Genomic DNA, 26,555 nt, shown 5'->3' with positions numbered 1-26,555 from the left:
CCTGGTTCACAGCGGCAATTCGGACGATGCCGGCTCAAGCGCCGCCCGCGGCAGCCTCGCGCGGCGCTCCGGCGGCAGCGCCTGCAACGCGCGGCGCCCGCGCAGGCCGAGGAAATATTCGCGGATGAAAGGATGATCGACGCCCGCGGCCTCTTCCACCGGCGCGGCGACCAGCACCTTGCGATCCGCCAGCACGGCGACGCGGGTGGACAGCGCGATCATCGTGTCGAGATCGTGCGTGACCATCACCACCGTCAGGCCGAGCGCGCGATGCAGCGCGGAGATCAGCTCGACGAATTCATCGGACGACTGCGGATCGAGCCCGGCGGTTGGTTCGTCGAGGAACAGCAGTTCGGGTTCGAGCGCGATGGCCCGCGCAATGCCCACGCGTTTGATCATGCCGCCCGACAGCGCCGACGGCATTTTCGACGCATGCTTGCACGGCAGGCCGACCATCTCGAGCTTGAGCATCACGATGTCGCGCAACAGATCTTCGGGCACCTTGCCGAGCTCGCGTACCGGCTGCGCGATGTTGTCGAACACCGACAGCGACGAGAACAGCGCGCCGCGCTGAAACAGCATGCCGGAGCGGCTGCGCATCAGCAGCGCGGTGTCGGGCAAAATGGTCGCGAGGTTCTCGCCGAACAACTTGATGGTGCCCGACGATGGACGCTCCAAACCGAGAATCTGCCGCACCAGCGTGGTCTTGCCGGAACCCGAGCCGCCGACGATCGACACGATCTCGCCGCGCCGCACGTCCAGATTCAGATGCTGGTGCACGATGTTGCGGCCGTAGCGCTTGGTCACGTCGATCACCTCGATCACCGGCTCGGCGATCGAGGGCATCGGCTGGCCGCGCACGGCCTGAGTGAGTGGCGCGATCATCCGAGCCCCACGTTCTGAAAGAGGATCGCGAACACAGCGTCCGCGAGAATCACGATGGTAATCGAGGTCACCACCGAGGTCGTCGTGCCTTCGCCGAGACTCTGCGAATTGGCCTTGATACGGAAACCGAAATGACAGCCGACGATCGCGATCAGCATGCCGAATGCGACGCCCTTGCCCAAGCCGATCCACAGATTCGCGACCGGTACCACGCTCGGCAGCGCCCGCGCGAAATAGTTCATGTCGATGCCGAGCGCGATCTTCGCGGCGAGCGCCCCGCCCGTCAGCGCGATGATGTTGGTCCACATGACGAGCAGCGGCATCGCCACGCCGAGCGCGACCACGCGCGGGAGGATCAGCCGCAGGCCGTGCGGGATGCCCATCACGCGCATGGCGTCGAGTTCCTCTGTCACGCGCATCACGCCGATCTGCGCGGTGATCGCCGAACCCGAGCGGCCTGCCACCAGAATCGCGGCGAGCACCGGCCCGAGTTCGCGGATCACCGAAAGCCCCAGGATATTGACGATGTACTGGTTTGCGCCAAAAAGCCGCAGTTGCTGCGCGGACAGATAACTGAGCACGATGCCGATCAGGAACGCGACCAGCGCGGTGATCGGCATGGCCTTAGTGCCGGCGTTATAGATGTTCGCGGAGATCTCGGTCCACGGCGTGATTTTCGGTTTGCGCGCGATCGCCAACAGGTCGAGCACGACGCGTCCGAGCATCGCCACGCCGCCATACAGATGCTCGAAGAACGAGAAGATCGCGAGCCCCAGCCGCGTGAGCGGATCGAACTTGATCACCGGCTCGGCCGTTTCACGCACGGTGTCGAGCAAGGCGATGCGCTCGAAAATGTCGCGTTGCGTGTCGGTGAGCGTGGTGTCGGGGGGCATCTTGTGGCCCCACACGCGCCACAGCGCCTGGCCGCCGACGTGGTCCATCCGGTCGATACGCGACAGGTCCCATTGACCGATGCCTTCGGCGCCGACCAGCGACCGCAACAGAGGGATCACGTGCCCCGTGGCCTTGTCGCGCGCGAGCGCGAGCGCCGTCCACTGGCCCGAGAGCCGGACGATCTTGCCTTGGCTGCCTGCCGCGACGTCGAGGCCGGGCGGAGTTTCGTAGTTCAAGGATCGTTGAATCTGGTTATCGGATTAGCGGCCATTGTAACGAAGGCGCGGCGCGGGAACCGTGCGCGCGGGCTCAACGGGTTCGCTGTCGCTACAATATGAACCATGAACGCTTCCAAGACTCCCTCTCAAGCCGATTGGCGCATCGACCGCGAGCGCGCCGTCGCCCTGTTCGGCCCGCACGCGCACGACTGGCCGATCGAAATCGTCGAGGAAACCGGCTCGACCAACGCCGACCTGATGGCACGCGTCAAAGCGCTGCCGCGCAAGGCCGGCGCGCTGCCGCGGCCGATCGTCCGGGTCGCGTATCTGCAAACCGCCGGGCGCGGCCGCCGTGGCCGTCCGTGGTATGCGGAGCCGGGCAATGCGCTGCTGTTTTCGGTGGCGTGCGTGCTGCCGCGTCCGCTTGAAGGCCTCGCGGGCCTGAGTCTCGCGGTGGGCGTCGCATTGGTCGACGGGCTGCGCTCGCTGCCGGTCGCCGGCCCCGGCCAGATCGCGCTGAAGTGGCCGAACGACGTTCTGCTCGAAGGCGACAAGCTGGCCGGCATCCTGATCGAAACCGCGTGGAGTACCGACGACGCCAGCGCGGTGGTGATCGGCATCGGCACCAACGTGAAGGGCGCGGACGAACTCGCGGCCAAAGTCGGCGCGCTGAACGCGGGCGTGCCGCCGCAGGCGCGCGGCACCGCGCCGACCGCCTTGCAGCGCGCGCTGCCCAACGCCAACCTCACCGACACGCTCGCCGCCGAGCTGAACGCGCTCGAACCGGCCTTGCAGCGCTTCGGCGCTGAAGGTTTCGCGCCGTTCCAGGCGCGCTGGAACGCGGTGCACGCCTACGCAGGCCGCGAAGTGGTGTTGCTGGAGCAAGGCCAGGAACAGATGCGCGGCGTGGCGGCGGGCGTCGACGAGCGCGGCCAGTTGCTGCTCGATACCGCAACCGGCCGCGAGACCGTCGCGACCGGCGACGTCTCGCTGCGTCTGGCCGACGGTGCCGCATGACGAGCGGCGCGCCTGATTTGCTGATCGACGCGGGCAATAGCCGTATCAAGTGGGCGCTGGTGCAGGCGGACGGTTCGCAGATCGCGGCCGGCGCGCTGACGCACGGCGGCGCGGATCAGCCGGACTGGTCGGATTTGCCGACGCCCGGCGGCGCATGGTTGTCGAATGTCGCGGGTGAAAATGTCGCGGCGCGGATTGCCGCATTGCTCGACGCGCGCTGGCCGCACCTGCCGCTCACGACGATCCGTGCCTCCACGCAGCAATGCGGCGTGACCAACAGCTACACCACGCCGCATGCGCTCGGCAGCGACCGCTGGGCCGGCATGATCGGCGCGCACGCGGCGTTTCCCGGCGAACATCTGCTGATTGCGACGTTCGGCACGGCGACCACGCTCGAAGCATTGCGCGCGGACGGCTGCTTTGTCGGCGGTTTGATCGCGCCGGGCTGGAGCTTGATGATGCGCTCGCTGGGCGAACACACGGCGCAACTGCCGACGCTCGACGCCCACGCGGCACGCGGTCTGCTCGACGGCAGCACGCCCGATGCGCCGCGCAGCGGCCCGTTCTTCGCGACCGATACGCCGCGCTCGTTGTCCGCCGGTTGCACGTTAGCGCAAGCGGGTTTGATCGAGCGGATGTGGCGCGATCTGCAGGATGAATGGCAGGTGCCGGTGCGACTCGTGGTCAGCGGCGGCGCCGTGGACGAAGTGGCGAGCGCACTGAAAGTGCCGCATACTCGCCACGATTCGCTCGTGCTGTCCGGTCTTGCGCTGATTGCTGCCGAGCGCGCCATGGAACGCGGCAACTGAATCGCGACCATCGGCATAACGGCGGCTTAACTTCTGGACGGGGAAAACCAACAATGCTGCGCTGGCTGATCGCCATATTGTTTCTTGCCAACATGCTGGCATTCGTCGCGGTGCGCGGCGTTTTCGGCCCGACGCCCACAGCCGGCGGACGCGAGCCCAACCATCTGAATCGCCAGGTTCATCAGGAATGGTTGAAAGTGCAGCCGGTCACGGCGGCCGAAGCCGCCGATCAGGCCGTTGTAGGCGGCCCGACGCCGGTGGCGCCGATTGCGGCATCCGCGCTTTCGCAGTAAGTCGCTTGCCGTCTTGCGACGTGTGCGATGCGAGTCGCGAAGTCGATGAGTGACTCCCGCGGCAGCCGGCCACTAGCCCTGCGTACGAACCTTCTTCAGTAGTGCGGTAGTCGAGCGGTCGTGCTCGAAGGGAATCGCCAACGCCTTACCGCCCCAGCTTCGCACGATGGCCGACTCGGGCAACACGTCCATGTCGTAGTCGCCGCCCTTCACGAGCACATCCGGCCGCACTGCCGAAATCAACTCGACGGGCGTCTTCTCGCCGAAGCACACCACGTAGTCGACACTCTCCAGCGCCGCCAGCAAGGCCATGCGGTCAGCCTCGTTATTGATGGGCCGATCGTCGCCTTTGCCGAGCATGCGCACCGACGCATCGCTATTTACGCCGACGACCAGGCAAGCGCCCAAAGCCTTGGCATCGGCGAGATAAGTCACATGCCCGCGATGCAGGATATCGAACACTCCGTTGGTAAATACAACCGGTGCGTTGAGCGAAGGACGCAGCGTCACCAGTGCATCGCGCGTGAGAATCTTGCGTTCAAAAATGGCAGCCATGGAGGAATCGGAGAGGACAGGAAGGTGACGTCACCATACACGATGGGTCGCATGAAACAAAACGGCCTGGCGCACATGAGTGCGCCAGGCCGTTCATTTTCAAACCAGTTCGCAGCGCGCGGCGCCGCAAACCGAGTCACATGCTCGCGACCCTCAGGCCGGCTGTTCAGCCGACTTTTGATCGGCCTGCAGACGCAGGACCACTTCCTTGCGGTAGCGGTTCAGTTCCTGCGCCGTATTGAACGTGCGCTCGAACAGAATGGATAGGTTGTGCAGAATGCGCTCGACCACTTTCTTTTCCCAACTGTCGTCGAAACGGATCTGTTCGTCGAGCCAGCGCTCGAGCCATTCCGGATCCGGCAGACGCGACTGAATCGTGTCGCGCGGGAACAGCGCCTGGTTCACGTGCAGGTTGGTGGGGTGCAGCGGTTTTTCCGTGCGGCGAGCCGATGCCATCAGGACACCGATCTTCGCAAACGCGGCGCGCGCGATGTCGCCGGTTTGCGCCATCGCCTTCTTCATGTAGCGCAGATACGCGCCGCCATGCCGTGCTTCGTCGCGCGAGATGGTTTCGTAGATTTGCTTGATGACTGGCTCGGTGTGCCATTCGGCTGCACGGCGATACCAGTGATTCAGGCGGATTTCGCCGCAGAAGTGGAGCATCAGCGTTTCGAGCGGCGGCGCCGGATCGAATTCGAAGCGCACGGCGTGCAGTTCCTCTTCGGTCGGGCACATTTCCGGCTTGAAGCGGCGCAGATATTCCATCAGCACCAGCGAATGCTTCTGTTCTTCGAAGAACCACACGCTCATGAACGCGGAGAAATCGCTGTCGTGATGGTTGTCACGCAGAAACATTTCCGTTGCGGGCAACGCCGACCATTCGGTGATCGCGTTCATCTTGATTGTCGCTGCCTGCTCGTCGGTCAATAGCGATGCATCGAACTTGTCCCAGGGAATGTCTTTCTCCATGTCCCATCGAACGGATTCGAGCGATTTATAAAGTTCCGGATAAAGCATGGTGTTCATAGTCCCACCCCTGTTCTGCGCATACTGTGTGTGTCTGTCACTACTACGAGTAGTACGTTTGCTCACGACGAACGGATCGCACCCATATGTGCACCGTTTGCCGGCCAAGCAGTCAATTTTACGCGGTAATCGGCCGCCTAGATGCACCTGGCGACAAAGAAGTCCAGGCGTTTGCGCCTGCGCGTCTGTCCCTACGTTACGCGCTGCGCGGCCAACCGTGGGTGAGGGATGCCCTGTGCCTGAGGTCGAGCCAGTTTGCGATGAAAACCGCACCGTCCAGCCCTGCGCCGGTGTTGCCGGCGGCAAATGGAGCAAGGGCGGCTGGATTGGTAGTTTTCAGCGCACGCCCAAAAGCCCAAAAAAAGCTTACATAATGATAGCACGCTGACTTGACCGAACCCGCGCCGTAACAGCAGCAATTCCAGTGCCTGGCTGACCTCGCGCAAGAAAAATCGTGCGATTCGCGAAGTGTGGCGGACGATCGGGGTCAAAACCATGACAGACGGCGAACTCGCCTTTCTGTGCGGCGTCGATACCCGCGCCACGCCACCGCGTTTCATTCCTACCTTTAAATAGACTTTTTCGTGGTTTTCGGGCTGACGCTTGCGCCGCTCGTGTGCTTTGTGGCCGCCGGCGCTCGCTTCGCCGCCGGCCGTTTGGCCGCAGACTCCGCGGATTCCGCGTCTCGCGCCGGCGCCTGCGGCGCGTTGGCCGCTGGCTCGCCGCCGGCTGCCGAAGCGGCCGCATCGTCCGGGACAAAATCAGACGCCTCCGCACCCGCACCGGCGGCCGGCGGTTGCGTCATTGCGAACTGGGCGATCTGGTTGAACTGCGATTGCAGCAGATTCCACCACGCGGATGCGTCGAATGGCGGCGTGGCTGGCGTCTCCTCTTCCCCACCAGCCGGCTCCTCAGCCGACGAAGCGGCCCTCGCCGCAGCAGCCGGCGCTGGTGCCGGGGCAGGCGCCGCCGGATGCGGCCAGCCCTTCGCGGGCGCGGGACTCGGCGCGGCCGACTCCGCCGCGGGTTGCGACATCGACGACTGCGCGAACGCGCCAAACGCGCGCAGTGTCGCGAGCGTCGCGCGCTGCACTTCGAGCGCCTGAATCGCGGACTGCAGCATGCTCAGATTCAGCTTGAGCCATTGCTCGACCGCCCGCATGTCGGTGATGCGTTTGTCGAGTTCCTCGACATTGGTGAGCGGCGCCATCATGTCGGACATCATCGAGAGCGAAGGTCCGAGGCCGCCGCCGGCCGGCTGCGCACCCGAAAAAGCCGAGCCGAACGGCGACAGCCGCATCATGCCCCACATGCGTTCGAGCATTTCAGCGGGCGGGAAACCGGGGAAGCCGGGAAAGGGCGGCGTGGAATCAGGAGTATTGGTCATGCTTGTCGCCTCGCTGCGTAAATTGAAGAAGAAGCGGTAAGGAAGGGGCGCCGTCCCGCGCGCGTCTGTTTCGATCATACCGTGCGGAAGGCGGCCTCAGGAGCGCTCGCCGCCTGTCGCGCCGCCGTTCGACGGCTGACCGCGCCACGGGTCGGCGCCGCCGAAATCCGGCGCGCGCCGTTCGCGCAGCGAGTTCACGCCTTCGCGCACATCCGGCCCGGCAAAGCCCATGAATTCCAGCGCGAGCGACGTATCGAACGCCGGCCCCGCCGAGCGCAGCCAGTTGTTCAACGCGTACTTGGTCCAGCGAATCGCCGTTTGCGAGCCGTTGGCCAGCTTCTGCGCAACTTCGAATGCTTTGGGCAGAAGATCGTTTTCGTCGACGGCGAGCGAGACGAGACCAATGCGCTCCGCCTCTTCACCGCTCACCGGCTCGCACAGCATCAGGTAGTACTTGGCCTTCGCCATGCCGCACAGGAGCGGCCAGACGATCGCCGCGTGATCGCCCGCGGCCACGCCCAGACGCGTATGGCCGTCGATGATCCGCGCCGTCTTCGTCGCGATCGAGATGTCGGCGAGCAGCCCCGCGACGAGCCCCGCGCCCACCGCCGGTCCGTGCATGGCCGAGACGACCGGCTTGCTGCAATTGATCACGTTGTAGACGAGATCGCGTGCCTCTCGCCACACCCGCGCCCGCACGTCGAAATCGGTCGCCATGTCTTCGACGAGTTGCAAATCGCCGCCCGCCGAAAAGCCCTTGCCTTCGCCGCGAATGATCGCGACGCGCGTGTCAGGATCGCGGTCGATGTCGCGCCAGATCTCGGCGAGTTCGAAGTGCATGCGCGCGTTGGCAGTGGCAAGCGCGCTCTTGTTGGCGCCCTCGCCGCTCATCACGACTTCGAGCACACCATGCGGATGGCGATGCAACTGAAGCGACTGATAGTGCGCGTAGAACGCGTCGTTACGGTGTGGTGCCTGAGACATGATGAGCAATCCGTGTATCGGTGTGTCGGTTGAACCGTGCCGTGTTCATTCAACGCGGCTGATAAACCCACTTCGCATTCTTGATTTCGACCATCACACGCGCCCGCTGATCGAGCCCGAGGTGATCCGTGGCGCTCATGTTGACGACGCCGTTGGTATCCGCGAAACCGCGTGTCGCTTCGAGCGCATCGCGCAGCGCGCGGCGAAATTCCGGCGTGCCCGGCGCGCCGCTTTTCAGCGCGATCGGCACGGCGTTGTTGAGCAACATGCCCGCGTCCCAAGTATACGAGCCGAACGCCGAGACGCTGCCCGCTCCGCGCACTGCTTCGAAGCGCGCGATGTAGTCGAGCGCGAGCCGCTTGGCCGGATGATCCGCCGGCAATTGCGCGGCGACCAGCACCGGACTGGCGGGCAGGAAAGTGCCATTGCAATCGGCGCCGCACACGCGCAGGAAGTCGTTATTCCCGACTCCGTGATTGTGATAGATCATCCCTTTGTAGCCGCGCTCCCTGAGCGTCTTCGGCGGCAAGGCGGCGGGCGTGCCGGCCGCGCCGACCACCACCGCGTCGGGATGCGTCGCGAGAATCTTGAGGACCTGGCCGGTCACGCTCGGATCGGTACGATTGAAGCGTTCGCTCGCCACCATCTCGATGTGATGCAGTTGCGCGAATTTCGCGACCTCGGTATAGAAAGTCTCGCCGAGCGCGTCGGCCTGGCCGATGAACGCGATGGTTTTGACGCCGTGCAGGCTGGCATGTTCGGCAATCGCCGACGCCATCATCGCGTCCGTTTGCGGCGTCTTGAAGACCCAGTGGCGTTTCGCATCCACGGGCTCGATGATTTTCGCCGATGACGCCAGCGAGATCATCGGCGTTTGACCTTCGGCGACCACATCGATCATCGCGAGCGAATTCGGCGTGATCGACGAACCGATGATCGCATCGACGTGATTTTCGGAGATCAGCTTCTTGGTGTCCTGCACGGCCTGCGTGGTATCGGATGCGTCGTCGAGCACGATGTATTCGACGCTCTGACCGCCGATCTGTTTGGGCAGCAGCGCAACCGTGTCGCGCGCGGGAATGCCGAGCGAAGCGGCCGGTCCGGTGAGCGACAACACCAGGCCGATTTTCACCTGCGCCAACGCGATGCCGGGCAATACACCGGCCAGCGCCGCGCATAGCGCAACGGCACGACGCGCGAGGCGATCGCGCGAGGGCGTCAGGCGCGAGTGGCTGGACGCGCGAGCGCGCCGGGTTTCGGGTTCAAGGGATTCGATTCGCGGCATGCTGTCTCCTCACGTCGGTTTTTCGTTTTGATGTGCTGCCGATGTCCCGGCTCATGCCCTGCTCACGCGTTGTTCACACGCGGCTTCGCGACGGTCCTGCGATGAACCCGCAGTCGGCCACCCCGGCCATGCCGTCGCGCCAGTCAGTGTAGCCGCGCGCATTCGCCGCGGCATCGGGCGAAACCCTTTCGAATCCAGCGCGGCGCGCTGCGGACGCGGTTCGGACGCCGCGTTCCGCACAAAAGCAGTGCGTCAATCCAGCGGCGCAATGCCCTGGTCGATCGAACCGAAAATCGACTTGCCCGCTTCGTCGAACATCTCGATCTTCACCGTATCGCCGTACTTCATGAACTCGGTCTGCGGCGCGCCGTGTTCGATGGTTTCGAGGCAGCGCTTCTCGGCGATACAGCAATAGCCACGCTTGGCGTCCTTGTTCGACACCGTGCCCGAGCCGACGATCGCGCCCGCGCGCAGATTGCGCGTCTTCGCCGCATGCGCGATCAACTGGCCGAAGTGGAACACCATGTCGGTGCCGGCGTCCGGCTGACCGACTTTCTTGTTGTTCCAGTGGACGATCATCGGCCGATGCACGCGGCCTTCGCGCCAGTGTTCGCCGAGTTCGTCGGGCGTCACTGCGACCGGCGCGAACGACGTGGCCGGCTTGCTCTGGAAAAAGCCGAAGCCCTTCGCGAGCTCGGCGGGAATCAGATTGCGCAGCGACACGTCGTTGACGAGCGTGATCAGACGCACGCTGCGGAGCGCCTGGTCGGGCGTGGCGCCCATCGGCACATCGCTGGTGATCACGGCGACTTCCGCCTCGAAGTCGATGCCGAATGCTTCGGACGCGCACAGCACGTCGTCTTTCGGGCCGATGAAGTCGTCGCTGCCGCCCTGGTACATCAGCGGATCGGTCCAGAACTCCGGCGGCATGTCCGCGCCGCGCGCGCGCCGCACCAGCTCGACATGGTTCACATACGACGAGCCGTCGGCCCACTGGAACGCGCGCGGCAGCGGCGCCATGCAGTCCTTGGCGTCGAACGGGAAGGTGTTGCGCGCGCGGCCCTGATTGAGCGCGTCGTACAGATCCTGCAATTGCGGCGCGTAGAAGGCCCAATCGTCGAGCACGCGCTGCAACGTGGGCGCGATCGCGTCGGCGACAGCCGCGGTGTGCAGGTCGCGGGACACGACGATCAGCTGGCCGTCGCGCGTGCCGTCCTTCAGCGTGGCAAGTTTCATAGAGGAATGAACCGTGTTAGTGACGATAGAAGGAATCTATTCTACGATGGTGAATCGGCGCGGCCCAAGTGCCTGCGATCCGCCTCATCCGTGTGTCACTTTTTGAATGCGCTGCGTGCGCCTCGCTCATGCCTCCAAATGCCCGCTCCGGCGCCATCCGCACCGACGCTGACTCCGCTGAACCGCTCGACCCGAACGAACCCGACGACGAAGGTGGCGAGAACGGCGAGGAAAAGCTGCGCTCGGGCATCCAGTCGATCGAAGTCGGCTTCAAGTTGCTCGATGTGCTGACCCACGAGCCGCGCGCCATGATGCTGCGCGATCTCGCGCAGCGTGCCGGCATGAGCCCGGCGAAAGCGCATCGCTATCTGGTGAGTTTTCTGCGCCTCGGTGTGGTGTCACAAGACCCCCTGTCGGGCCGTTACGAGCTGGGCGGATTCGCGCTGCAACTGGGACTCGCGCGGCTCGCTCGCGTCGACGGCGTCAAGCTCGCGCGCATCGCGCTGTCCGAATTGCGCGACCGGCTCGATCTCACGGTCGGCATCGCGGTATGGGGCAATCAGGGGCCGACCATGGTGCATTGGATGGAATCGAGCTATCCGGCAAAGGCGTCCCTCAAACTCGGCGACGTGATGCCGCTGCTCGGTTCCGCCACCGGTCTGTTGTTCGCCGCGTATCTGCCGTCGAGCAAGACCGCCGCAATGCTCGAACGTGAACTGGCCGACTCGCGCCGTTCGTCGCATACGGGCGGCCCGCGCACCCGCGACGAAGTCGAACGGGTCCTCGCGCAAGTGCGAGAGCATCAGGCGGCGCGCGTCGAAGGCATGTTGCTGCCGACCATTCACGCGTTCTGCATGCCGGTGTTCGACTCGACCGGCGAACTCGCGCTCGGCCTCGTCGCGCTCGGTCATGAAGGCGCGTTCGATATTCGCTGGGGCGGCGAGATCGATACCGCATTGCGCGAGTGCGCAGAAAAGCTCTCGTATGAGCTGGGGTATAGTGCGTCGCCGCGCGACGAACAGGCGTGATGCGGCGCGTTGAGCGCGTGGTGATCGCAGGCTCTGAAGCGGACTCGGTCAGCGCGGCGGCGGCACGGCGCCGCATGTGCTTACGGGTCTTGAACGTGCGCGTGTTTTCATCGGCGCGGAACATCGCTCGCGGCGGCGCGGTCGAATCGGTTCGCTGCCGGTCTTGTACGCATCAGGCATCAGGCCTGGCGCCTTTGTCGTATTCACCGCCGCTCGCACGCGCTGCTCGTCGATCCCGAAGCTTTCTGCCCGCACACATTCACTGACCGATGTCCTCAGCCCCCGCCACCCGCCGTTCCGATCGCACGCCGCCCAGCGGGCCGCGCACCGGTTTGCGCGTGTGGCGCTGGATCGTGGTGCTGCTGATCGTGGCGGTTTTGCACTGGATCGCGGCGCAATGGGTCGAGCGCAATCGCGCGAACCTCAATCCCTCCGACAACGAGCATGTGCCGGTGCAAGTCGCATTACTGACGCCCGAACGTATCGAACGCAAACCGGCCGCCGCGTCGCCCGCGCCTGAACCAGCGCCCGCGCGCCACGCCACGGCGAGCAAGCCGCGCGAACATGTGCTGACTGCCCTGCAATCGGCAAAGCAAGCCGCGCCGGCGGTACCTGTTGCGGCATCGGACGCCGTCACAAGCGCTCCGGCTGCAGCGTCGAGCGCCAACACAGCACCCAACACCGCCGCCAGCACCGCCGGCGCCGCCAGCGCGCCCGCTGCCGCGAGCGCGCCGCAAGCGTCGCCCGGTGTGAAGTTCTCCGTCCCGCCATCGGGCGAGTTGCAGTACGACACGTTCTACAACGGCGTGCGCAACCAGCCCGGCACGATCCACTGGAGCAGCAACGCGCAAAGTTATGAAATGGTGGTCTCCGTGCCGCTGCCTTTCGTCGGCACCTTCGTGTATTCGAGCCATGGTCGCATCGACGCCTTCGGCCTCGCTCCAGACCAATACGTCGAAAAACGCGGCCGCCGGGCGGAAGACATCGCGATCTTCAACCGCGCCGATAAGAAGATCGCTTTTACGCGCACCCCGGCCACCCTGCCGTTGCCCGACGGCGCGCAGGACCGTTTCAGCATGGTGATGCAACTTGCCAGCCTCGTGCGCGGCGACCCGGGCGCCTACAAGCCGGGCGTGACGCGCCAGTTCTTCGTGGTCGATAACGATAGCGGCGAGAACTGGCCGGTCGAGACGATCGGCGACGAAACCATCCGCACGGCCCAAGGTTTCCTCGACACGCGTCATTTCAAACGCCTGCCCCGCCATGACGGCGATTTACGCCGCATCGACGTGTGGCTCGCGCCGTCGCTCGGTTGGTTGCCTGCGCGCATAATTCAGACGGAACCGAACGGCACGCAATTCGAACTGGTGTGGCGCGGCAAGCTCAATGTCGACTCGGCTGGCAGCGCTCCCAACAGCAATGGCGGCGCGGCCACAGCGTCTCCTGACAATTCCACCAGCCCTTCGGCTCCGGCCGCATCGGCAGTTACGCCCGAGACCACGCCCTCTTCGCCGGTCGATCCGACCGACCCCGGCATCATCAAACCCTGAATCCACGAACTCGGACAGCGTTTCGATCGGATCGGAGAAACTTCCGCAACGAGCCTGACTCGCGCCACCTGCTGCAACCGTTCGCGCCTATGCTGCGTATATAGATCAGCCCGGCAAGCAAGTCGCCAAGTGAAGTGGCCAAGTGGCACTCAGCGCGCGAATGGACCCTTCCACTGCGTTCCCCTTCAAAGGAGCCCGCATGCAAGTGAACATCAACGGTATCGAGACGCGCTATGTGCTGAGCAACGAGGGCGGCGGTCCGTGGCTGACGTTCATCCATCAGCTTGGCGGGGATTTGTCCGTGTGGGATCAGCTCGCCGGCTATTTCCGCGACGACTACACCGTGCTGCGCTACGACGTGCGTGGCCACGGCAAGACCGCCGCATCCGGCGCGCCCTTCGGCATCGCCGATCTGTCACACGATCTCGTCACGCTGCTCGATGCACTCGACGCACCCAGTACGCATCTGGTCGGCATGTCGATGGGCGGCATGATCGCGCAGCAATTCACACTCGATCATCCCGCGCGCGTCGATACCTTGACGATCGCCGACAGCAGCGGCGGCACGCCGCAGGAAGCCCGAGCCACGTGGGATCAGCGTGCCGCGGCGGCCCGCGACGGGGGCATGGCGTCGCTCGTGCCCGCGACTTTGAGCCGCTGGCTGACCCCCGATTTTCAGGCCGCGCACCCCGAAGCGGTCGAGCAGATCCGCGATGTGTTAGCCCACACGTTGCCAGAAGGCTACGCCATGGCGTGCGAAGCCCTGCGCGATTTCGACGTACGCAGTAAGCTGGGAGCAATTCGATGCCCAACATTGACCGTGGCGGGCCGCCACGACACGGGCACGCTGCCTGCTTCCACACAGGCAATAGCAGACGCCATCGAAGGCGCACGTTTCGAACTGCTGGATGCCGCTCATCTCGCGCCCATCGAGCAATCTCACCGTTTTGCTGGACTGCTTGAAACGTTTCTTGAAAGGCCGGTCTAACCGGTAGGTTCGGAACTTGACAAGCGTCAATCCGGACCCACCCCTTGAATTCCAAACCATACGCTCCACCTATGGCGCAGGAATGGCCAGGAGCCAACGGAAATAAGGAGTGTCGCCATGCAAATGATCTACAACAGCCCCAATTATTGTGTCGTCGAGTTTCCGCCGCAGGAAGGCCCGCTGGCCATGAAGTCAGGCGGCTACGAGATCGTCGACAAAAACATGCAGCGTGAGATCTATATCGACGGAGCAATGGCGGCGCGTTTTCGCGAGCACGTGCAGAAGCTGATTGAAGAGGAACCGTCGCTGGATGAAGTAGACGAATTCCTCGGCCAGTTCGACAGCCTGATGCATCAACCGGTGATTCTTCACTAACCGCGAGGTTCGGCTTAGCGTTTTTGGCGACATACATCGACCGCGCCGTCCGCCCCCGTAAGTGGACACGCAGGCGGCTTTTACAAGACGGTCGGCAAATATGAAGTGGCCCAGCAGGCTTTTGCCTCGCTGGGCCGTTTTCTTTGTCACGCTGCTTTCCCGCTCTTGATCATGCGGCGCCTCGACAGCCAAAGGCGGCTGCTCATCCCGCGCCGGGCGGATCTGTCTGGCAGCGGCTACAATGACAGGTTTCCCGAAAAAGCCGGCGCAAGCCCTCGTCCGCCATGAACCAGCCCGCTCAAACCGCCACGCCAGTCCGCCCCGACGCCGCCTACACGCGCGGCACGGCGCTGCCCGCGCTGCTCAAGTCGCGCATCCTGATCCTGGACGGCGCAATGGGCACGATGATCCAGCGCTACAAGCTCGACGAAGCCCGCTATCGCGGGGAACGCTTCAAGGACTACGGGCGCGACATCAAGGGCAACAACGAGTTGTTGTCGATCACGCAACCGCAGATCATCGGCGAGATTCACGAGCAGTACCTGGCGGCGGGCGCAGACATCATCGAAACCAACACGTTCGGTGCAACCACGGTCGCCCAGGCGGACTACGGCATGGAAGCGCTCGCCATCGAGATGAATCTCGAGTCGGCGAAACTCGCCCGCACCGCTTGCGACAAGTATTCGACGCCCGACAAGCCGCGCTTCGTCGCCGGCGCGATCGGACCGACGCCGAAGACCGCGAGCATTTCCCCCGACGTGAACGATCCGGGCGCGCGCAACGTGACGTTCGACGAACTGCGCGCGGCCTACTACGAGCAGGCCAAGGCTTTGCTCGACGGCGGCGCCGATCTGTTCCTCGTCGAGACCATTTTCGACACGCTCAATGCGAAAGCCGCACTGTTCGCGCTCGACGAACTGTTCGAAGACACTGGCGAGCGTTTGCCGATCATGATCTCCGGCACCGTCACCGATGCGTCGGGCCGCATTCTGTCGGGTCAGACGGTCGAAGCGTTCTGGAACTCGCTGCGTCATGCGAAGCCGCTCACGTTCGGTTTGAACTGCGCGTTGGGCGCGGCATTGATGCGCCCGTATATCGCGGAACTGGCCAAGCTGTGCGACACGTATGTGTCGTGCTATCCGAACGCGGGCTTGCCGAATCCGATGAGCGATACGGGCTTTGATGAACTGCCCGCGGATACCTCAGGCTTGCTGAAGGAATTCGCACAGGCCGGGCTGGTGAATATCGCCGGCGGTTGCTGTGGCACGACGCCGGAGCATATTGCGGCGATTGCTCAGGCGCTGGCCGAAGTGAAGCCGCGCCAATGGCCGACGCAATACCGCGACGCAGCCTGAGTCGAGCGGCGCCTCGCTGAGCAGGCGCCGCACCTCCGCCATCGAACACGACGCACCTAATCGCAGCAAACGAGCACATACGCCATGACCGATCACACCATGCGCCTTGCCGGCCTCGAGCCGTTCAACGTCACGTCCGGGACGCTTTTCATCAACGTCGGCGAACGCACCAACGTGACCGGCTCGAAGGCGTTCGCGCGAATGATCCTGAACGACCAGTTCGACGACGCGGTCGCGGTCGCGCGCCAGCAGGTCGAAAACGGCGCGCAGGTTATCGACGTCAACATGGACGAGGCGATGCTCGATTCGAAAGCGGCGATGGTGCGCTTCATGAATCTGATCGCGTCGGAACCGGATATCGCGCGCGTGCCGATCATGATCGACTCGTCGAAGTGGGAAGTGATCGAAGCGGGTCTGAAGTGCGTGCAAGGCAAAGCGATCGTCAACTCGATCTCGCTGAAGGAAGGCGAAGAAGCATTCCGCCATCACGCGAACCTGATTCGCCGCTACGGCGCGGCCGCGGTGGTGATGGCCTTCGACGAAAAGGGCCAGGCCGACACGTTCGAACGCAAGACGCAAATCTGCAAGCGCTCGTATGACTTCCTGGTGAACGAAGTGGGCTTCCCGCCGGAAGACATCATCTTCGATCCGAACATCTTCGCGATCGCGACCGGCATCGAAGAGCACAACAACTACGCCGTCGACTTCATCAACGCGACGCGCTGGATCAAACTGAATCTGCCGTACGCGAAGATCAGCGGCGGCGTGTCGAACGTGTCGTTCTCGTTCCGCGGCAATGATCCCGTGCGCGAAGCGATTCACACCGTGTTCCTCTATCACGCGATCCAGGCGGGGATGGACATGGGCATCGTCAACGCGGGCCAGCTCGGCGTGTATGCCGACCTCGATCCGGAGTTGCGCGAACGCGTCGAAGACGTCGTGCTGAACCGCCGTGACGACGGCACCGACCGGCTGCTCGAAATCGCCGACAAGTTCAAAACCGGCGCCGCGAAGAAGGAAGAGAACCTCGAGTGGCGCAACCAGCCGGTCGAGAAGCGTCTGTCGCACGCGCTCGTGCATGGCATCACCAACTTCATCGTCGAAGACACCGAAGAAGTCCGCGCGAGGATCGCCGCGGAAGGCGGCCGCCCGATCAACGTGATCGAAGGCCCGTTGATGGACGGTATGAACATCGTCGGCGACCTGTTTGGTCAGGGCAAGATGTTCCTGCCGCAAGTGGTGAAGTCGGCGCGCGTGATGAAGCAGGCCGTCGCGCATCTGATTCCGTACATCGAGGAAGAAAAGAAGCTGATGGCCGAAGCCGGCGCCGACGTGCGGGCGAAGGGCAAGATCGTCATCGCCACGGTGAAGGGCGACGTGCACGATATCGGCAAGAACATCGTCTCGGTGGTGCTTCAGTGCAATAACTTCGAAGTGGTCAACATGGGCGTGATGGTCTCCTGCAACGACATTCTCGCGAAGGCGAAGGTCGAAGGCGCGGACATCATCGGGCTCTCCGGGCTGATCACGCCGAGCCTCGAAGAGATGGCGTACGTCGCCTCGGAAATGCAGCGTGACGACTACTTCCGCATCAAGAAGATTCCGCTGCTGATCGGCGGCGCGACCACTTCGCGCGTGCATACCGCAGTGAAAATCGCGCCGCACTACGAAGGGCCCGTGGTCTACGTGCCGGACGCGTCGCGCTCGGTCTCCGTGGCGTCGAGCCTGCTGTCCGACGAAGGCGCGGCAAAGTACCTCGACGAACTCAAGTCCGATTACGACCGGATCCGCGTTCAGCACGCCAACAAGAAGGCGCAGCCCATGGTGACTTTGGCCGAAGCTCGCGCCAACAAGACCAAGGTCGACTGGGCGAGTTATCAGCCGGTCAAGCCGAAGTTCATCGGCCGCCGCGTGTTCAAGAATTTCGATCTGAGCGAACTGGCCAACTATATCGACTGGGCTCCGTTCTTCCAGACGTGGGACCTGGCGGGTCCGTATCCGGCCATTCTGAACGATGAGATCGTCGGCGAATCGGCGCGGCGCGTGTTCTCGGACGGCAAGTCGATGCTCACGCGTCTGATCCAGGGCCGCTGGCTGCAAGCGAACGGCGTGATCGCGCTGCTGCCGGCCAACACCGTGAACGACGACGACATCGAAATCTACACGGACGAATCGCGCTCGGAAGTCGCGCTCACATGGCGCAACCTGCGTCAGCAAAGCGTGCGTCCGGTGGTGGACGGCGTGATGCGGCCGAACCGGTCGCTCGCCGACTTCATCGCGCCGAAGGAATCGGGCGTGGCCGACTACATCGGCATGTTCGCGGTGACGGCGGGTCTAGGTGTCGACGTGAAGGAAAAGCAGTTCGAGAAGGACCACGACGACTATAGCGCGATCATGCTGAAGGCACTCGCCGACCGTTTCGCCGAAGCCTTCGCCGAAGCGCTGCATGCGCGCGTGCGGCGCGACCTGTGGGGCTACGCGAACGCCGAAACGCTCTCCAACGACGACCTGATCGCGGAAAAGTACCACGGCATCCGACCGGCGCCCGGCTATCCGGCCTGCCCGGACCATCTGGTGAAGCGCGACATGTTCGACGTGCTGCAAGCCACCGAAATCGGTATGAGCGTGACGGAATCGCTGGCCATGCTGCCGGCGGCGAGCGTCTCCGGCTTCTATCTGGCGCATCCGGACAGCACTTACTTCTCCGTCGGCAAGATCGGCCAGGATCAACTCGAAGACTACGCAAACCGCATGTCGCTGTCGAAAACGGATGCGGAACGGGCCTTGGCGCCTTTGCTGTAAGCCGTCGGGCGTGGCGGGAACCCCACTATATCGGGCTTGAAAGACTGAATATTTGCGGCAGCGTAATTTTCGGCTTTGTAGACTGAGGCGGCTTGACCCCGCCAGACGCGGCCAAAACGCGTCGGCTTACTAATTGCAATCGTCAACGGAGAAAATCGTATGAAGAAGCTGACGCTGTTGTTGACCGCTGTTTCGCTTGCCTTGGGCGCCACAGCGGCGCTGGCCCAGCCTGCCGCGCCTGGCGGCTCCAGTTCGGTCAGTTCGTATTCGCCGCCCACGGTGAAACACGTCAAGAAACCGAAGAAACAGAAAGCGAAGAAGGGTGCGTCGGCTCCCGCAGCCGCGCCGGCGGACGCCGCCAGCCAGTAAGCAGCACGGCAGCACCGGTCGGCCGGATCTCTGAATGACAAAGAGCCCGCATTGTGCGGGCTCTTTTCATTGATGCGCAAGGTTCGCGCCGCCGGACGCCGCGGCTCTATCGAAAGCGCCGCGACCGGCGGACCAGCGTGAGATCAGAGACCCCAGACGATATCCGCGTTTTCCTTCCGCGCTGCGCGCAGCATGTCGAGGAACGGGTACGCGCGTTGCGCGAGTCCCGGCGGAATCTCGTGATGCTCGTGGCCGTCTTCGCCTTCGTGGAAATGGCCGTCGTGCTCGGCACGTTCCTGCTTGTCGACGGAAATCGCTGCTTCGAGTTTCTCGATGGCCGGGCCCAGTTCGTCGTGAGTGATGACGCCGCGTTCACCCAGCCGCTTGCCGACGATGCCGACCAGATACTGTGCAAGATTTTCCAGCATCATCACGTCTGGGCTGGCGCGGCATTTGAAAGTAATCAACATGACTGTTCCCTTTTTCGTTATGTTGGATAAGCGCGCGAGCGGCGGAGAGGCGGCTGCCAGCGCGCGTTACGTTGGCTCGCCGATCAGGCGCAGCGGCCACGGCCCTTGTTGGGCATCTCATTGAACATATTAGCACCTGCTAAAATCCGTCTGGACGGAAAAGCGTGCCGCAATGCACCGCGCGGCGAAGGGCGGGTGACGTGGCTGGGCCGGTTGAACGCAACCCGCGTACCGCCGCTGCCAGCCGCGGCAGCCAGTGTGACGGCAGCCGTGTGCATCGTGCTTGATGCGTCGCAGGCAACGTGCCTGGTCTCGCACCCAGTGCGCCCGCCGCGCTTCGGCAAACGCATGCCGCTTTCCACGCTTCTGACGAACCGGTCGCGCCTCGCGCGCGGCCGGCGCCTCTCCCGCATCACCGGATTGCCTCACTGGACTCGCAACAAGCATGCTGCCTGCACATAAACTTACCCTCGAAACCCTGCTCGCCGACACGGTGAAGCAGGTCGCGACCGCCTCGCAAGGCGCGAGCGAAGCCGCGTTCGTGTCGCCCACCATCACGCTGGAGCGCCCCAAGGTCGCCGCGCACGGCGACGTCGCGTGCAACGTGGCGATGCAACTCGCCAAGCCGCTGCGCGCCAATCCGCGCCGACTGGCGCAGCAAATCGTCGACGCGCTGCTCGCGCAGCCGCAAGCCAAGGGCCTCGTCGAAGCCGCTGAAGTGGCCGGACCCGGATTTATCAACCTGCGCCTCGCGTCCGCTGCCAAGCAGGCGGTGATCGCCGCCGTGTTCGCCGAGAAAGAGGCCTTCGGCCGTTCGCAACACGACGCCGGCAAACACGTGCTGATCGAATTCGTCTCGGCCAACCCGACCGGCCCGCTGCACGTCGGCCACGGCCGTCAGGCCGCGCTCGGCGACGCGCTCTCGAACGTGCTGGCCTCGCAAGGCTATGACGTGCACCGCGAGTTCTACTACAACGATGCCGGCGTGCAGATCCAGACGCTCGCGCTGTCGACTCAGGCACGCGCGCGCGGCCTCGCCCCCGGCGTCGAAGGCTGGCCGGCTTCGGCGTACAACGGCGAGTACATCGCCGAGATCGCGCGAGACTATCTGAACGGCGCCACCGTGGCCGCGAGCGACGGCGAGCCGGTCACCGGCGCGCGCGACGTCGACGACCTCGAAGCGATCCGCCGCTTCGCCGTGACGTACCTGCGCCGCGAGCAGGACATGGACTTGCAGGCGTTCGGCGTGAAGTTCGACCAGTACTACCTGGAGTCGTCGCTGTACAAGGAAGGCCGGGTCGAGAAGACCGTCGAGGCGCTGATCGGCGCCGGCAAGACCTACGAACAGGAAGGCGCGCTGTGGCTGCGCACCACCGACGACGGCGACGACAAAGACCGCGTGATGCGCAAGAGCGACGGCACCTACACGTACTTCGTGCCGGATGTCGCCTATCACGTCGCCAAGTGGGAACGCGGCTTCACCAAGGTCATCAACGTTCAGGGCTCGGACCACCACGGCACGATCGCGCGGGTACGCGCCGGCCTGCAGGGTCTCGGCGTCGGCATTCCGAAGGGCTATCCCGACTACATCCTGCACAAGATGGTCACGGTCATGCGCAACGGCGAAGAGGTGAAAATCTCCAAGCGCGCCGGCAGCTACGTGACGGTGCGCGACCTGATCGAATGGTCGGGCGGCGCGACGCCGGGCTCGGAAACCGCCGTCGATCTGATCGACGAGGAAACGATTCGCCGTGGCCGCGACGCCGTGCGCTTTTTCCTGATCTCGCGCAAGGCCGACACGGAATTCGTGTTCGACATCGACCTCGCGCTGAAGCAGAACGACGAGAATCCGGTGCATTACGTGCAGTACGCGCACGCGCGGATCTGCTCGGTCATCGCCGAGAGCAAGGTGCGCTACAGCACGGACGAAAGCACGCTGGCGGACGTGGACGTGTCGCCGCTCACCAGCGAACGCGCCATGGCTCTGCTGAACAAGCTCGCCGAATTCCCGGACATGCTGCAGCACGCCGCCGAGGAACTCGCGCCGCACGCGGTCGCGTTCTATCTGCGCGACCTCGCCGGGGAATTCCACTCGTTCTACAATGACAGAGCCGAGCGCGTGCTGGTCGACGATGCGGCCGAGCGCAATGCACGCGTCGCGCTGCTCGCGGCCACGCGTCAAGTGCTGGCCAACGGTCTCGCGACGATCGGCGTCTCCGCTCCCGTCAAGATGTAAGTCCTCCGGCGCAACATGCATGCGGCCGTCGTTATAATCGACGGCCGTTCCAGGATTCTTTTTGCAGGTGATTCATACGATGGCAAAACCACGCCGCACAACAAAGCAATCGAAACAAACCGGGGGGACTTTTCTCGGCATCGTGCTGGGCCTGATCGTCGGCCTTGCGATCGCGGTAGTGGTGGCGCTGTATATCACCCGTGCGCCCACGCCCTTCGTCTCGAAAGTAGCGCCGCCCGCGGCGTCCGATTCGGGCGCGACTCAGCCGCAATACGATCCGAACCGTCCGCTGCAAGGCAAGACGCCGGGTCAACCGGTGCCGCAAGCCGCGCAGCCGTCGCCGCCGAACACCGCGCCGGGCCAGACCAACTCGCAGACGCAGTCGGGCATGCTGGAAGAACCGCAGATCGTCGAAGTGCCGCCCGCCAACGGCAACAGCGGCAACGCGAACGGCACGGCCGTTGCGCCGAAGCCCGCGCAGGATAACGGCAACGGCACGGCCACCGCGCCGCCGAAGAAGCCGCAAGCCTCCAGCGCGCCGGCCGCCACTGCGGCAGGGTCGGCGCCGAAGAGCAGTTCGTCCGCCACGGCCGCCAACGCCAAGCCCGGTTCGGGCGCGGCGCCGACGCCGGGTGATGCGAACACTGGCTACTTCCTGCAAGTCGGCGCATACAAGACCACGGCAGACGCCGAACAGCAGCGCGCGCGTCTCGCCTTCCAGGGCTTCGAATCGAAAGTGACGCAGCGCGATGCCGGCGGCGTCACGTATTACCGCGTGCGTATCGGGCCGTTCTCGAAGTTCGAAGACATGAATTCGAGCCGTCAGCGTTTGTCGGACGCGGGCGTGGATACCGCAGTGATCCGCTTCACGAAGCAATAAGCCAACAATAAATCTACGGTGATTTGCCGGGACGCGCCGCCGCCGAACTATCGGCGTGCGGCGCGTGTCACAAGCACGACGGACGGTTCAAACCGTCCAACGCCGAATTTTGAAGACGGTGACGGGCATTTGCGTGGCGCCACCGCTTTACGCCTACTTGGGTCAACACAACATGAAGAAACTGCTGAGCATTCTGTTCCTCTCGCTGGGCCTCGTCGCCGCCGCGGCACAGGCATCGCCAACCGCGCCGGTGTCGGGCAAGGATTTCACCGTGCTGCCCACCGCGCAGCCTACGGACGTCCCCGCCGGCAAGATCGAAGTCACCGAATTCTTTTGGTACGGCTGTCCGCACTGCAACGAATTCAACCCGTACCTCGAAGCGTGGGTGAAGAAACAAGGTCCGGACGTGGTGTTCAAGCGCGTGCCGGTCGCCTTCCGCGACGACTTCATTCCGCATTCCAAGATGTATCACGCGCTCGATGCGCTCGGCCTTGCCACGCAGCTCACGCCGAAGGTCTTCAATGAAATCCACGTCAACAAAGACTATCTGCTGACGCCGGAAGATCAGGCCAAATTCCTCGCGAAGAACGGCGTCGATCCGAAGAAGTACATGGACGCGTACAACTCGTTCTCGACGCAAAGCGCGCTGCAGAAGGACAAGAAGCTGCTGGACGACTACAAGATCGACGGCGTGCCGACGCTGGCCGTGCAGGGCAAGTATGAAACCGGCCCCGCCGCGACCAACAGCCTGCCGGGCACGATCCAGGTGCTGGACTATCTGGTCGCGCAGGTCCGCGCCAAGAAGATGTAAAGCCGAGGCGCCGGAATGAGTTCACCGCTGAAGGTTTTCATTACCGGCGCCTCGAGTGGCATAGGCCTCGCGCTCGCCGCCGACTATGCGCGGCGCGGCGCGATTCTCGGCCTCGTTGCCCGCCGCGGCGACGCTCTCGCCGCCTTCCAGCAGTCCCATCCGCAGAACACCGTCTCCATCTATTCCGTCGACGTACGCGACGCCGAAGCGCTCGCCGATGCAGCCGCGCAGTTCATCGCGCGGCACGGCTTGCCGGATGTCGTGATCGCTAACGCCGGCATCAGCCGCGGCGCGGTCACCGGCCACGGCGACCTGCGCACCTTCCGCGAAGTGATGGACATCAACTACTTCGGCATGGTCGCCACCTTCGAGCCGTTCGCCGCCGCGATGATCGCCGCGAAACGCGGCACGCTGGTCGGTATCGCCAGCGTCGCCAGTGTGCGCGGCTTGCCGGGCTCCGGCGCGTACAGCGCGTCGAAATCGGCGGCGCTCAAGTATCTGGAGGCGTTGCGCGTCGAAATGCGGCCGCATGATGTCGGCGTGGTCACTATTGCGCCCGGCTATATCCGCACGCCGATGACCGAGCACAACCCATACACCATGCCGTTCCTGATGGACGCCGACCGTTTCGCGGTCAAGGTGGCGCAGGCGATCGAGCGTCAAACGGCGTTCGCGGTGTTTCCCTGGCAGATGCGCGTGGTGGCCATGCTGCTGCACGTGCTGCCGCGCTGGCTCTACGACCGCGCTTTCGAGCGCGCGCCGCGCAAGCCGCGCGCCGCCACCGAAGCCGAGTAAGCCATGCCACCCCGTGCGGTCGATGCAGCCGGCGTCGCGCACGATCCAGCAGGCGCCGCGGCGCGCATCGTTTCGCTGGTGCCGAGCATCACCGAACTGCTGTTCGCGCTCGGTCTCGACAGGCAGATTGTCGGCCGCACCGGCTTTTGCGTGCATCCCCACGACAAGGTGCGGCAGGTACGCAAGGTCGGTGGCACCAAGGCCGTGAATCTCGACGCCATTCGTGCGTTGCGCCCCACTCATCTGATCGTCAATATCGACGAAAACGAGCGCGATACCGTCGAGCAATTGCGCGAGTTCGTGCCGCATATCGTCGTGACGCATCCGCGGACACCGCGGGACAATCTGGCGCTCTACACGCTGCTGGGCGCGATCTTCGATCGTACGCAGGAAGCGCGGCGCCTGAGCGAAGCGCTCGAAGCCCGCCTTCGCGAAGCGGCGGCGCATGCGCTCACTCCGCAAAACGTGCTGTATCTGATCTGGCGCGAGCCGTGGATGACCGTGGCGCGCGACACCTATATCTCGACGATGCTGCGGCTCGTGAACTGGCACACGCTGCCGGTCGTGCAAGGCGGCGCGGCAGGCGCCGCGCGTTACCCGACACTCGACTTCGACACCGCGCCGTGGCTCGCCCAGGTCGACCGCATCCTGCTCTCCAGCGAGCCGTTTCGCTTCACACAGGTCCATTGCGACGCACTGAAACGCGACGCGCGGCTGGCCGGCAAGCGTATCGAGTTGATCGATGGGGAAATGGTGTCGTGGTACGGCGTGCGCGCGATCGAAGGCATCGCTTATCTGCTGCAGCGCGCCGCGGCGGCCTAATACTACAGCCGTAGATTTTTTACTATACTAACAATATTTAGTACTACTACATGAGAAAGCGATGCATTCGACGGCAATAGCGTGGGAGCGTGAACTGGAGGCGCTACATCAGCGGCTCGGAGAACTGTTCAGGCGACCCGAGCCCCGACATCGGTCTCTCGCTTACCTGAAGGGCCTGCTGGGCACAGTCGAGCGCAAGAACGGCTGGCAACTCGCCGAATGGATCGGCGAAGAAACGCCTGATGGCGTGCAGCACCTGCTCGAGCGGGCGCAATGGGATGCGGATGGCGCGCGCGATGTGCTCCGGGAGTACGTCGTTGAACAACTGGGCGAGCGCGACGCGGTGCTGGTTGTGGACGAGACCGGCTTCGTCAAGAAGGGGCAGCACTCGGCCGGTGTGCAACGCCAGTACAGTGGCACCGCAGGCCGTATCGAGAACAGCCAGATCGGCGTGTTCCTCTGCTATGCCGGTCGCGGCGGCAGCGCGTTTATCGACCGCGAACTGTATGTGCCCAAGGCGTGGACCGATGACCGTGTGCGCTGCGAGGCAGCGGGCATTCCCAAGGCGGTGGAGTTTGCAACGAAGCCGCAGCTCGCGCGCAGCATGCTTGAGCGGGCGCTGGACGCAGGTGTGCCGTGCGGCTGGGTCACGGGTGATGAAGTCTACGGCGGCGACCGTCACCTGCGGCTGTGGCTCGAGTCGCGCGGCCAGTCTTTCGTACTGGCCGTCGCGAAGAACGAACCCCTGTGGTGGCAGGGTCCCGACTACGTACGGTCCGACCGGATCGCCGAAGCCTTGCCGGCACGGGCATGGCGACGCCTGTCAGCAGGTGCCGGCGCCAAAGGCGAGCGCCTGTATGACTGGGCGTTGACTCCGCTGTGGCGTCTGCAGATCACCACAGAAGAGCGCCGCTTCGGGCATTACCTGCTGGTGCGGCGCAGCCTGGACGAGCAACGCGAGCATGCGTATTACGTCGTATACGCCCCGCGCAGCAAAGCCACACGGCAAACCCTGGTCAACGTCGCGGGCCGCAGGTGGGAAATCGAAACCGGCTTCGAGGCAACCAAAGGCGAATGCGGGCTCGATCAATACGAGGTACGCCAATGGCAGGGCTGGTACCGTCACATCACGCTGGCGCTGCTGGCCCATGCCGCGCTCGTCACCCTGCGGGTGCGCGCCAAAAAAAACACCTGAAGATTCGGTGCCGCTCAGTGTGCAGGAGATCCGCCGGCTACTGTGCCGCCTCCTATGGCGCGGAGCTCACTCCATCGAGTACGTCCTGGCCTGGTCGGCATGGCGGCGCAGGCACCAGTACCGCGCCCAGCAGTGTCACTACCGGCGCCGCGGCTGCGTACCTCCTGCTTTGTTTTATCTACGGCTGTAGTACTAAGCGCGAATAAGGACGCCGCGACGCAAGCCCGGCCCGCCCGCTCCATATGGATATGCGGATTATGTTGTTGTCGCCGCAACCACCCTTCGATAAG

The 26,555-nt window shown here is 64.1% G+C and carries 25 protein-coding genes; 16 read left to right on the top strand and 9 right to left on the bottom strand.

Annotated elements, in window-relative coordinates:
* Positions 1–6: 6 nt before the first annotated feature.
* Positions 7–885 (bottom strand): ABC transporter ATP-binding protein, encoded by an 879-nt coding sequence (locus HF916_RS29175; protein ID WP_168792381.1) that lies wholly within the window; start codon positions 883–885, stop codon positions 7–9.
* Positions 882–2,015 carry an MlaE family ABC transporter permease gene (locus HF916_RS29170; protein ID WP_168792380.1) on the bottom strand — a complete coding sequence of 378 codons (1,134 nt, stop codon included), beginning with the start codon at positions 2,013–2,015 and terminating at the stop codon, positions 882–884. The genes HF916_RS29175 and HF916_RS29170 overlap by 4 nt, the downstream gene beginning before the upstream one ends.
* 105 nt (positions 2,016–2,120) lie before the next feature.
* On the opposite strand from HF916_RS29170, the gene HF916_RS29165 reads away from it, so the two are divergent.
* Genes HF916_RS29165 through HF916_RS29155 form a run of 3 tightly spaced genes read left to right on the top strand, consistent with a single transcriptional unit; the run spans position 2,121 to position 4,116 of the window.
* Complete coding sequence (locus tag HF916_RS29165; protein ID WP_168792379.1) at positions 2,121–3,014, top strand: biotin--[acetyl-CoA-carboxylase] ligase; 894 nt, start codon at positions 2,121–2,123, stop codon at positions 3,012–3,014.
* Positions 3,011–3,823, top strand: coding sequence for a type III pantothenate kinase (locus tag HF916_RS29160; RefSeq protein ID WP_168792378.1), 813 nt, complete (start codon positions 3,011–3,013; stop codon positions 3,821–3,823). Before HF916_RS29165 ends, HF916_RS29160 begins: the two co-directional genes overlap by 4 nt.
* A 53-nt stretch (positions 3,824–3,876) precedes the next feature.
* Positions 3,877–4,116: a hypothetical protein gene (locus tag HF916_RS29155; protein ID WP_168792377.1), complete on the top strand. Its 240-nt coding sequence runs from the start codon at positions 3,877–3,879 to the stop codon at positions 4,114–4,116.
* A 72-nt stretch (positions 4,117–4,188) separates the two neighbouring features.
* On the opposite strand, the gene rfaE2 is transcribed toward HF916_RS29155, so the two are convergent.
* The 6 genes from rfaE2 to HF916_RS29125 all read right to left on the bottom strand — a co-directional run bounded on the left by rfaE2 (position 4,189) and on the right by HF916_RS29125 (position 10,589).
* Positions 4,189–4,671: a D-glycero-beta-D-manno-heptose 1-phosphate adenylyltransferase gene (gene rfaE2, locus HF916_RS29150; protein ID WP_168792376.1), complete on the bottom strand. Its 483-nt coding sequence runs from the start codon at positions 4,669–4,671 to the stop codon at positions 4,189–4,191.
* Between the two features lie 153 nt (positions 4,672–4,824).
* Entirely contained in the window at positions 4,825–5,697 is an 873-nt protein-coding gene (locus HF916_RS29145) for a ferritin-like domain-containing protein (protein WP_168792375.1), read from the bottom strand.
* Positions 5,698–6,265: 568 nt separating this feature from the next.
* Entirely contained in the window at positions 6,266–7,084 is an 819-nt protein-coding gene (locus HF916_RS29140; protein WP_168792374.1) for a PhaM family polyhydroxyalkanoate granule multifunctional regulatory protein, read from the bottom strand.
* A 96-nt stretch (positions 7,085–7,180) separates the two neighbouring features.
* Positions 7,181–8,068 (bottom strand): enoyl-CoA hydratase/isomerase family protein, encoded by an 888-nt coding sequence (locus tag HF916_RS29135; protein ID WP_106282313.1) that lies wholly within the window; start codon positions 8,066–8,068, stop codon positions 7,181–7,183.
* Positions 8,069–8,117: 49 nt separating this feature from the next.
* Positions 8,118–9,353 (bottom strand): ABC transporter substrate-binding protein, encoded by a 1,236-nt coding sequence (locus HF916_RS29130; protein ID WP_168792373.1) that lies wholly within the window; start codon positions 9,351–9,353, stop codon positions 8,118–8,120.
* A 252-nt stretch (positions 9,354–9,605) separates the two neighbouring features.
* Complete coding sequence (locus tag HF916_RS29125; RefSeq protein ID WP_168792372.1) at positions 9,606–10,589, bottom strand: fumarylacetoacetate hydrolase family protein; 984 nt, start codon at positions 10,587–10,589, stop codon at positions 9,606–9,608.
* Positions 10,590–10,717: 128 nt separating this feature from the next.
* Between HF916_RS29125 and HF916_RS29120 the strand changes: the two genes are divergently transcribed.
* The 7 genes from HF916_RS29120 to HF916_RS29090 all read left to right on the top strand — a co-directional run bounded on the left by HF916_RS29120 (position 10,718) and on the right by HF916_RS29090 (position 19,056).
* Entirely contained in the window at positions 10,718–11,617 is a 900-nt protein-coding gene (locus tag HF916_RS29120; protein ID WP_168792371.1) for an IclR family transcriptional regulator, read from the top strand.
* Positions 11,618–11,886: 269 nt separating this feature from the next.
* Positions 11,887–13,167, top strand: coding sequence for a DUF3108 domain-containing protein (locus tag HF916_RS29115; RefSeq protein ID WP_168792370.1), 1,281 nt, complete (start codon positions 11,887–11,889; stop codon positions 13,165–13,167).
* 199 nt (positions 13,168–13,366) lie between these two features.
* Positions 13,367–14,155 (top strand): alpha/beta fold hydrolase, encoded by a 789-nt coding sequence (locus HF916_RS29110; protein WP_168792369.1) that lies wholly within the window; start codon positions 13,367–13,369, stop codon positions 14,153–14,155.
* Positions 14,156–14,272: 117 nt separating this feature from the next.
* Positions 14,273–14,530: a BTH_I0359 family protein gene (locus tag HF916_RS29105; RefSeq protein ID WP_007179533.1), complete on the top strand. Its 258-nt coding sequence runs from the start codon at positions 14,273–14,275 to the stop codon at positions 14,528–14,530.
* A gap of 284 nt (positions 14,531–14,814) precedes the next feature.
* Positions 14,815–15,885, top strand: a complete 1,071-nt coding sequence (locus HF916_RS29100) for a homocysteine S-methyltransferase family protein (protein WP_168792368.1) — start codon at positions 14,815–14,817, stop codon at positions 15,883–15,885.
* 84 nt (positions 15,886–15,969) lie between these two features.
* Positions 15,970–18,687 (top strand): methionine synthase, encoded by a 2,718-nt coding sequence (gene metH, locus HF916_RS29095; RefSeq protein ID WP_168792367.1) that lies wholly within the window; start codon positions 15,970–15,972, stop codon positions 18,685–18,687.
* A 159-nt stretch (positions 18,688–18,846) separates the two neighbouring features.
* The gene (locus tag HF916_RS29090; protein WP_012431543.1) at positions 18,847–19,056 is read left to right on the top strand and encodes a hypothetical protein; all 210 of its coding nucleotides are present in this window, start codon (positions 18,847–18,849) and stop codon (positions 19,054–19,056) included.
* Positions 19,057–19,199: 143 nt separating this feature from the next.
* Here the strand turns inward: HF916_RS29090 and HF916_RS29085 are convergent, their stop codons facing one another.
* Complete coding sequence (locus HF916_RS29085) at positions 19,200–19,526, bottom strand: DUF1840 domain-containing protein (protein WP_168792366.1); 327 nt, start codon at positions 19,524–19,526, stop codon at positions 19,200–19,202.
* Between the two features lie 445 nt (positions 19,527–19,971).
* On the opposite strand from HF916_RS29085, the gene argS reads away from it, so the two are divergent.
* The 6 genes from argS (at position 19,972) to HF916_RS29055 (ending at position 26,265) form a co-directional block, all read left to right on the top strand.
* A complete protein-coding gene (gene argS / locus HF916_RS29080; RefSeq protein WP_168792365.1) occupies positions 19,972–21,762 on the top strand; it encodes an arginine--tRNA ligase in 1,791 nt (596 codons plus the stop codon).
* 61 nt (positions 21,763–21,823) lie between these two features.
* On the top strand, positions 21,824–22,642 hold the full coding sequence (locus tag HF916_RS29075; RefSeq protein WP_168792364.1) for an SPOR domain-containing protein: 819 nt from the start codon (positions 21,824–21,826) through the stop codon (positions 22,640–22,642).
* 172 nt (positions 22,643–22,814) lie between these two features.
* Positions 22,815–23,453: a thiol:disulfide interchange protein DsbA/DsbL gene (locus tag HF916_RS29070; RefSeq protein WP_168792363.1), complete on the top strand. Its 639-nt coding sequence runs from the start codon at positions 22,815–22,817 to the stop codon at positions 23,451–23,453.
* A 15-nt stretch (positions 23,454–23,468) separates the two neighbouring features.
* Entirely contained in the window at positions 23,469–24,248 is a 780-nt protein-coding gene (locus HF916_RS29065) for an SDR family oxidoreductase (RefSeq protein ID WP_168792362.1), read from the top strand.
* A 3-nt stretch (positions 24,249–24,251) separates the two neighbouring features.
* Positions 24,252–25,070: a cobalamin-binding protein gene (locus HF916_RS29060; protein WP_168792361.1), complete on the top strand. Its 819-nt coding sequence runs from the start codon at positions 24,252–24,254 to the stop codon at positions 25,068–25,070.
* Between the two features lie 61 nt (positions 25,071–25,131).
* Positions 25,132–26,265: an IS701 family transposase gene (locus HF916_RS29055; protein ID WP_168788689.1), complete on the top strand. Its 1,134-nt coding sequence runs from the start codon at positions 25,132–25,134 to the stop codon at positions 26,263–26,265.
* The last annotated feature ends 290 nt before the right edge of the window (positions 26,266–26,555 follow it).

Source organism: Paraburkholderia aromaticivorans, assembly GCF_012689525.1.
Classification (GTDB): domain Bacteria; phylum Pseudomonadota; class Gammaproteobacteria; order Burkholderiales; family Burkholderiaceae; genus Paraburkholderia; species Paraburkholderia aromaticivorans_A.
This window is presented reverse-complemented; position numbering and strand designations above follow the sequence as displayed.

What these genes read in the sequence shown, in the direction of transcription:
- HF916_RS29175 (WP_168792381.1), bottom strand. Translation starts at nt 885, where the DNA reads ATGATCGCGCCACTCACTCAGGCCGTGCGCGGCCAGCCGATGCCCTCG.
- HF916_RS29165 (WP_168792379.1), top strand. Translation starts at nt 2,121, where the DNA reads ATGAACGCTTCCAAGACTCCCTCTCAAGCCGATTGGCGCATCGACCGC.
- HF916_RS29160 (WP_168792378.1), top strand. Translation starts at nt 3,011, where the DNA reads ATGACGAGCGGCGCGCCTGATTTGCTGATCGACGCGGGCAATAGCCGT.
- HF916_RS29155 (WP_168792377.1), top strand. Translation starts at nt 3,877, where the DNA reads ATGCTGCGCTGGCTGATCGCCATATTGTTTCTTGCCAACATGCTGGCA.
- rfaE2 (WP_168792376.1), bottom strand. Translation starts at nt 4,671, where the DNA reads ATGGCTGCCATTTTTGAACGCAAGATTCTCACGCGCGATGCACTGGTG.
- HF916_RS29145 (WP_168792375.1), bottom strand. Translation starts at nt 5,697, where the DNA reads ATGAACACCATGCTTTATCCGGAACTTTATAAATCGCTCGAATCCGTT.
- HF916_RS29140 (WP_168792374.1), bottom strand. Translation starts at nt 7,084, where the DNA reads ATGACCAATACTCCTGATTCCACGCCGCCCTTTCCCGGCTTCCCCGGT.
- HF916_RS29135 (WP_106282313.1), bottom strand. Translation starts at nt 8,068, where the DNA reads ATGTCTCAGGCACCACACCGTAACGACGCGTTCTACGCGCACTATCAG.
- HF916_RS29130 (WP_168792373.1), bottom strand. Translation starts at nt 9,353, where the DNA reads ATGCCGCGAATCGAATCCCTTGAACCCGAAACCCGGCGCGCTCGCGCG.
- HF916_RS29125 (WP_168792372.1), bottom strand. Translation starts at nt 10,589, where the DNA reads ATGAAACTTGCCACGCTGAAGGACGGCACGCGCGACGGCCAGCTGATC.
- HF916_RS29120 (WP_168792371.1), top strand. Translation starts at nt 10,718, where the DNA reads ATGCCTCCAAATGCCCGCTCCGGCGCCATCCGCACCGACGCTGACTCC.
- HF916_RS29115 (WP_168792370.1), top strand. Translation starts at nt 11,887, where the DNA reads ATGTCCTCAGCCCCCGCCACCCGCCGTTCCGATCGCACGCCGCCCAGC.
- HF916_RS29110 (WP_168792369.1), top strand. Translation starts at nt 13,367, where the DNA reads ATGCAAGTGAACATCAACGGTATCGAGACGCGCTATGTGCTGAGCAAC.
- HF916_RS29105 (WP_007179533.1), top strand. Translation starts at nt 14,273, where the DNA reads ATGCAAATGATCTACAACAGCCCCAATTATTGTGTCGTCGAGTTTCCG.
- HF916_RS29100 (WP_168792368.1), top strand. Translation starts at nt 14,815, where the DNA reads ATGAACCAGCCCGCTCAAACCGCCACGCCAGTCCGCCCCGACGCCGCC.
- metH (WP_168792367.1), top strand. Translation starts at nt 15,970, where the DNA reads ATGACCGATCACACCATGCGCCTTGCCGGCCTCGAGCCGTTCAACGTC.
- HF916_RS29090 (WP_012431543.1), top strand. Translation starts at nt 18,847, where the DNA reads ATGAAGAAGCTGACGCTGTTGTTGACCGCTGTTTCGCTTGCCTTGGGC.
- HF916_RS29085 (WP_168792366.1), bottom strand. Translation starts at nt 19,526, where the DNA reads ATGTTGATTACTTTCAAATGCCGCGCCAGCCCAGACGTGATGATGCTG.
- argS (WP_168792365.1), top strand. Translation starts at nt 19,972, where the DNA reads ATGCTGCCTGCACATAAACTTACCCTCGAAACCCTGCTCGCCGACACG.
- HF916_RS29070 (WP_168792363.1), top strand. Translation starts at nt 22,815, where the DNA reads ATGAAGAAACTGCTGAGCATTCTGTTCCTCTCGCTGGGCCTCGTCGCC.
- HF916_RS29065 (WP_168792362.1), top strand. Translation starts at nt 23,469, where the DNA reads ATGAGTTCACCGCTGAAGGTTTTCATTACCGGCGCCTCGAGTGGCATA.
- HF916_RS29060 (WP_168792361.1), top strand. Translation starts at nt 24,252, where the DNA reads ATGCCACCCCGTGCGGTCGATGCAGCCGGCGTCGCGCACGATCCAGCA.
- HF916_RS29055 (WP_168788689.1), top strand. Translation starts at nt 25,132, where the DNA reads ATGCATTCGACGGCAATAGCGTGGGAGCGTGAACTGGAGGCGCTACAT.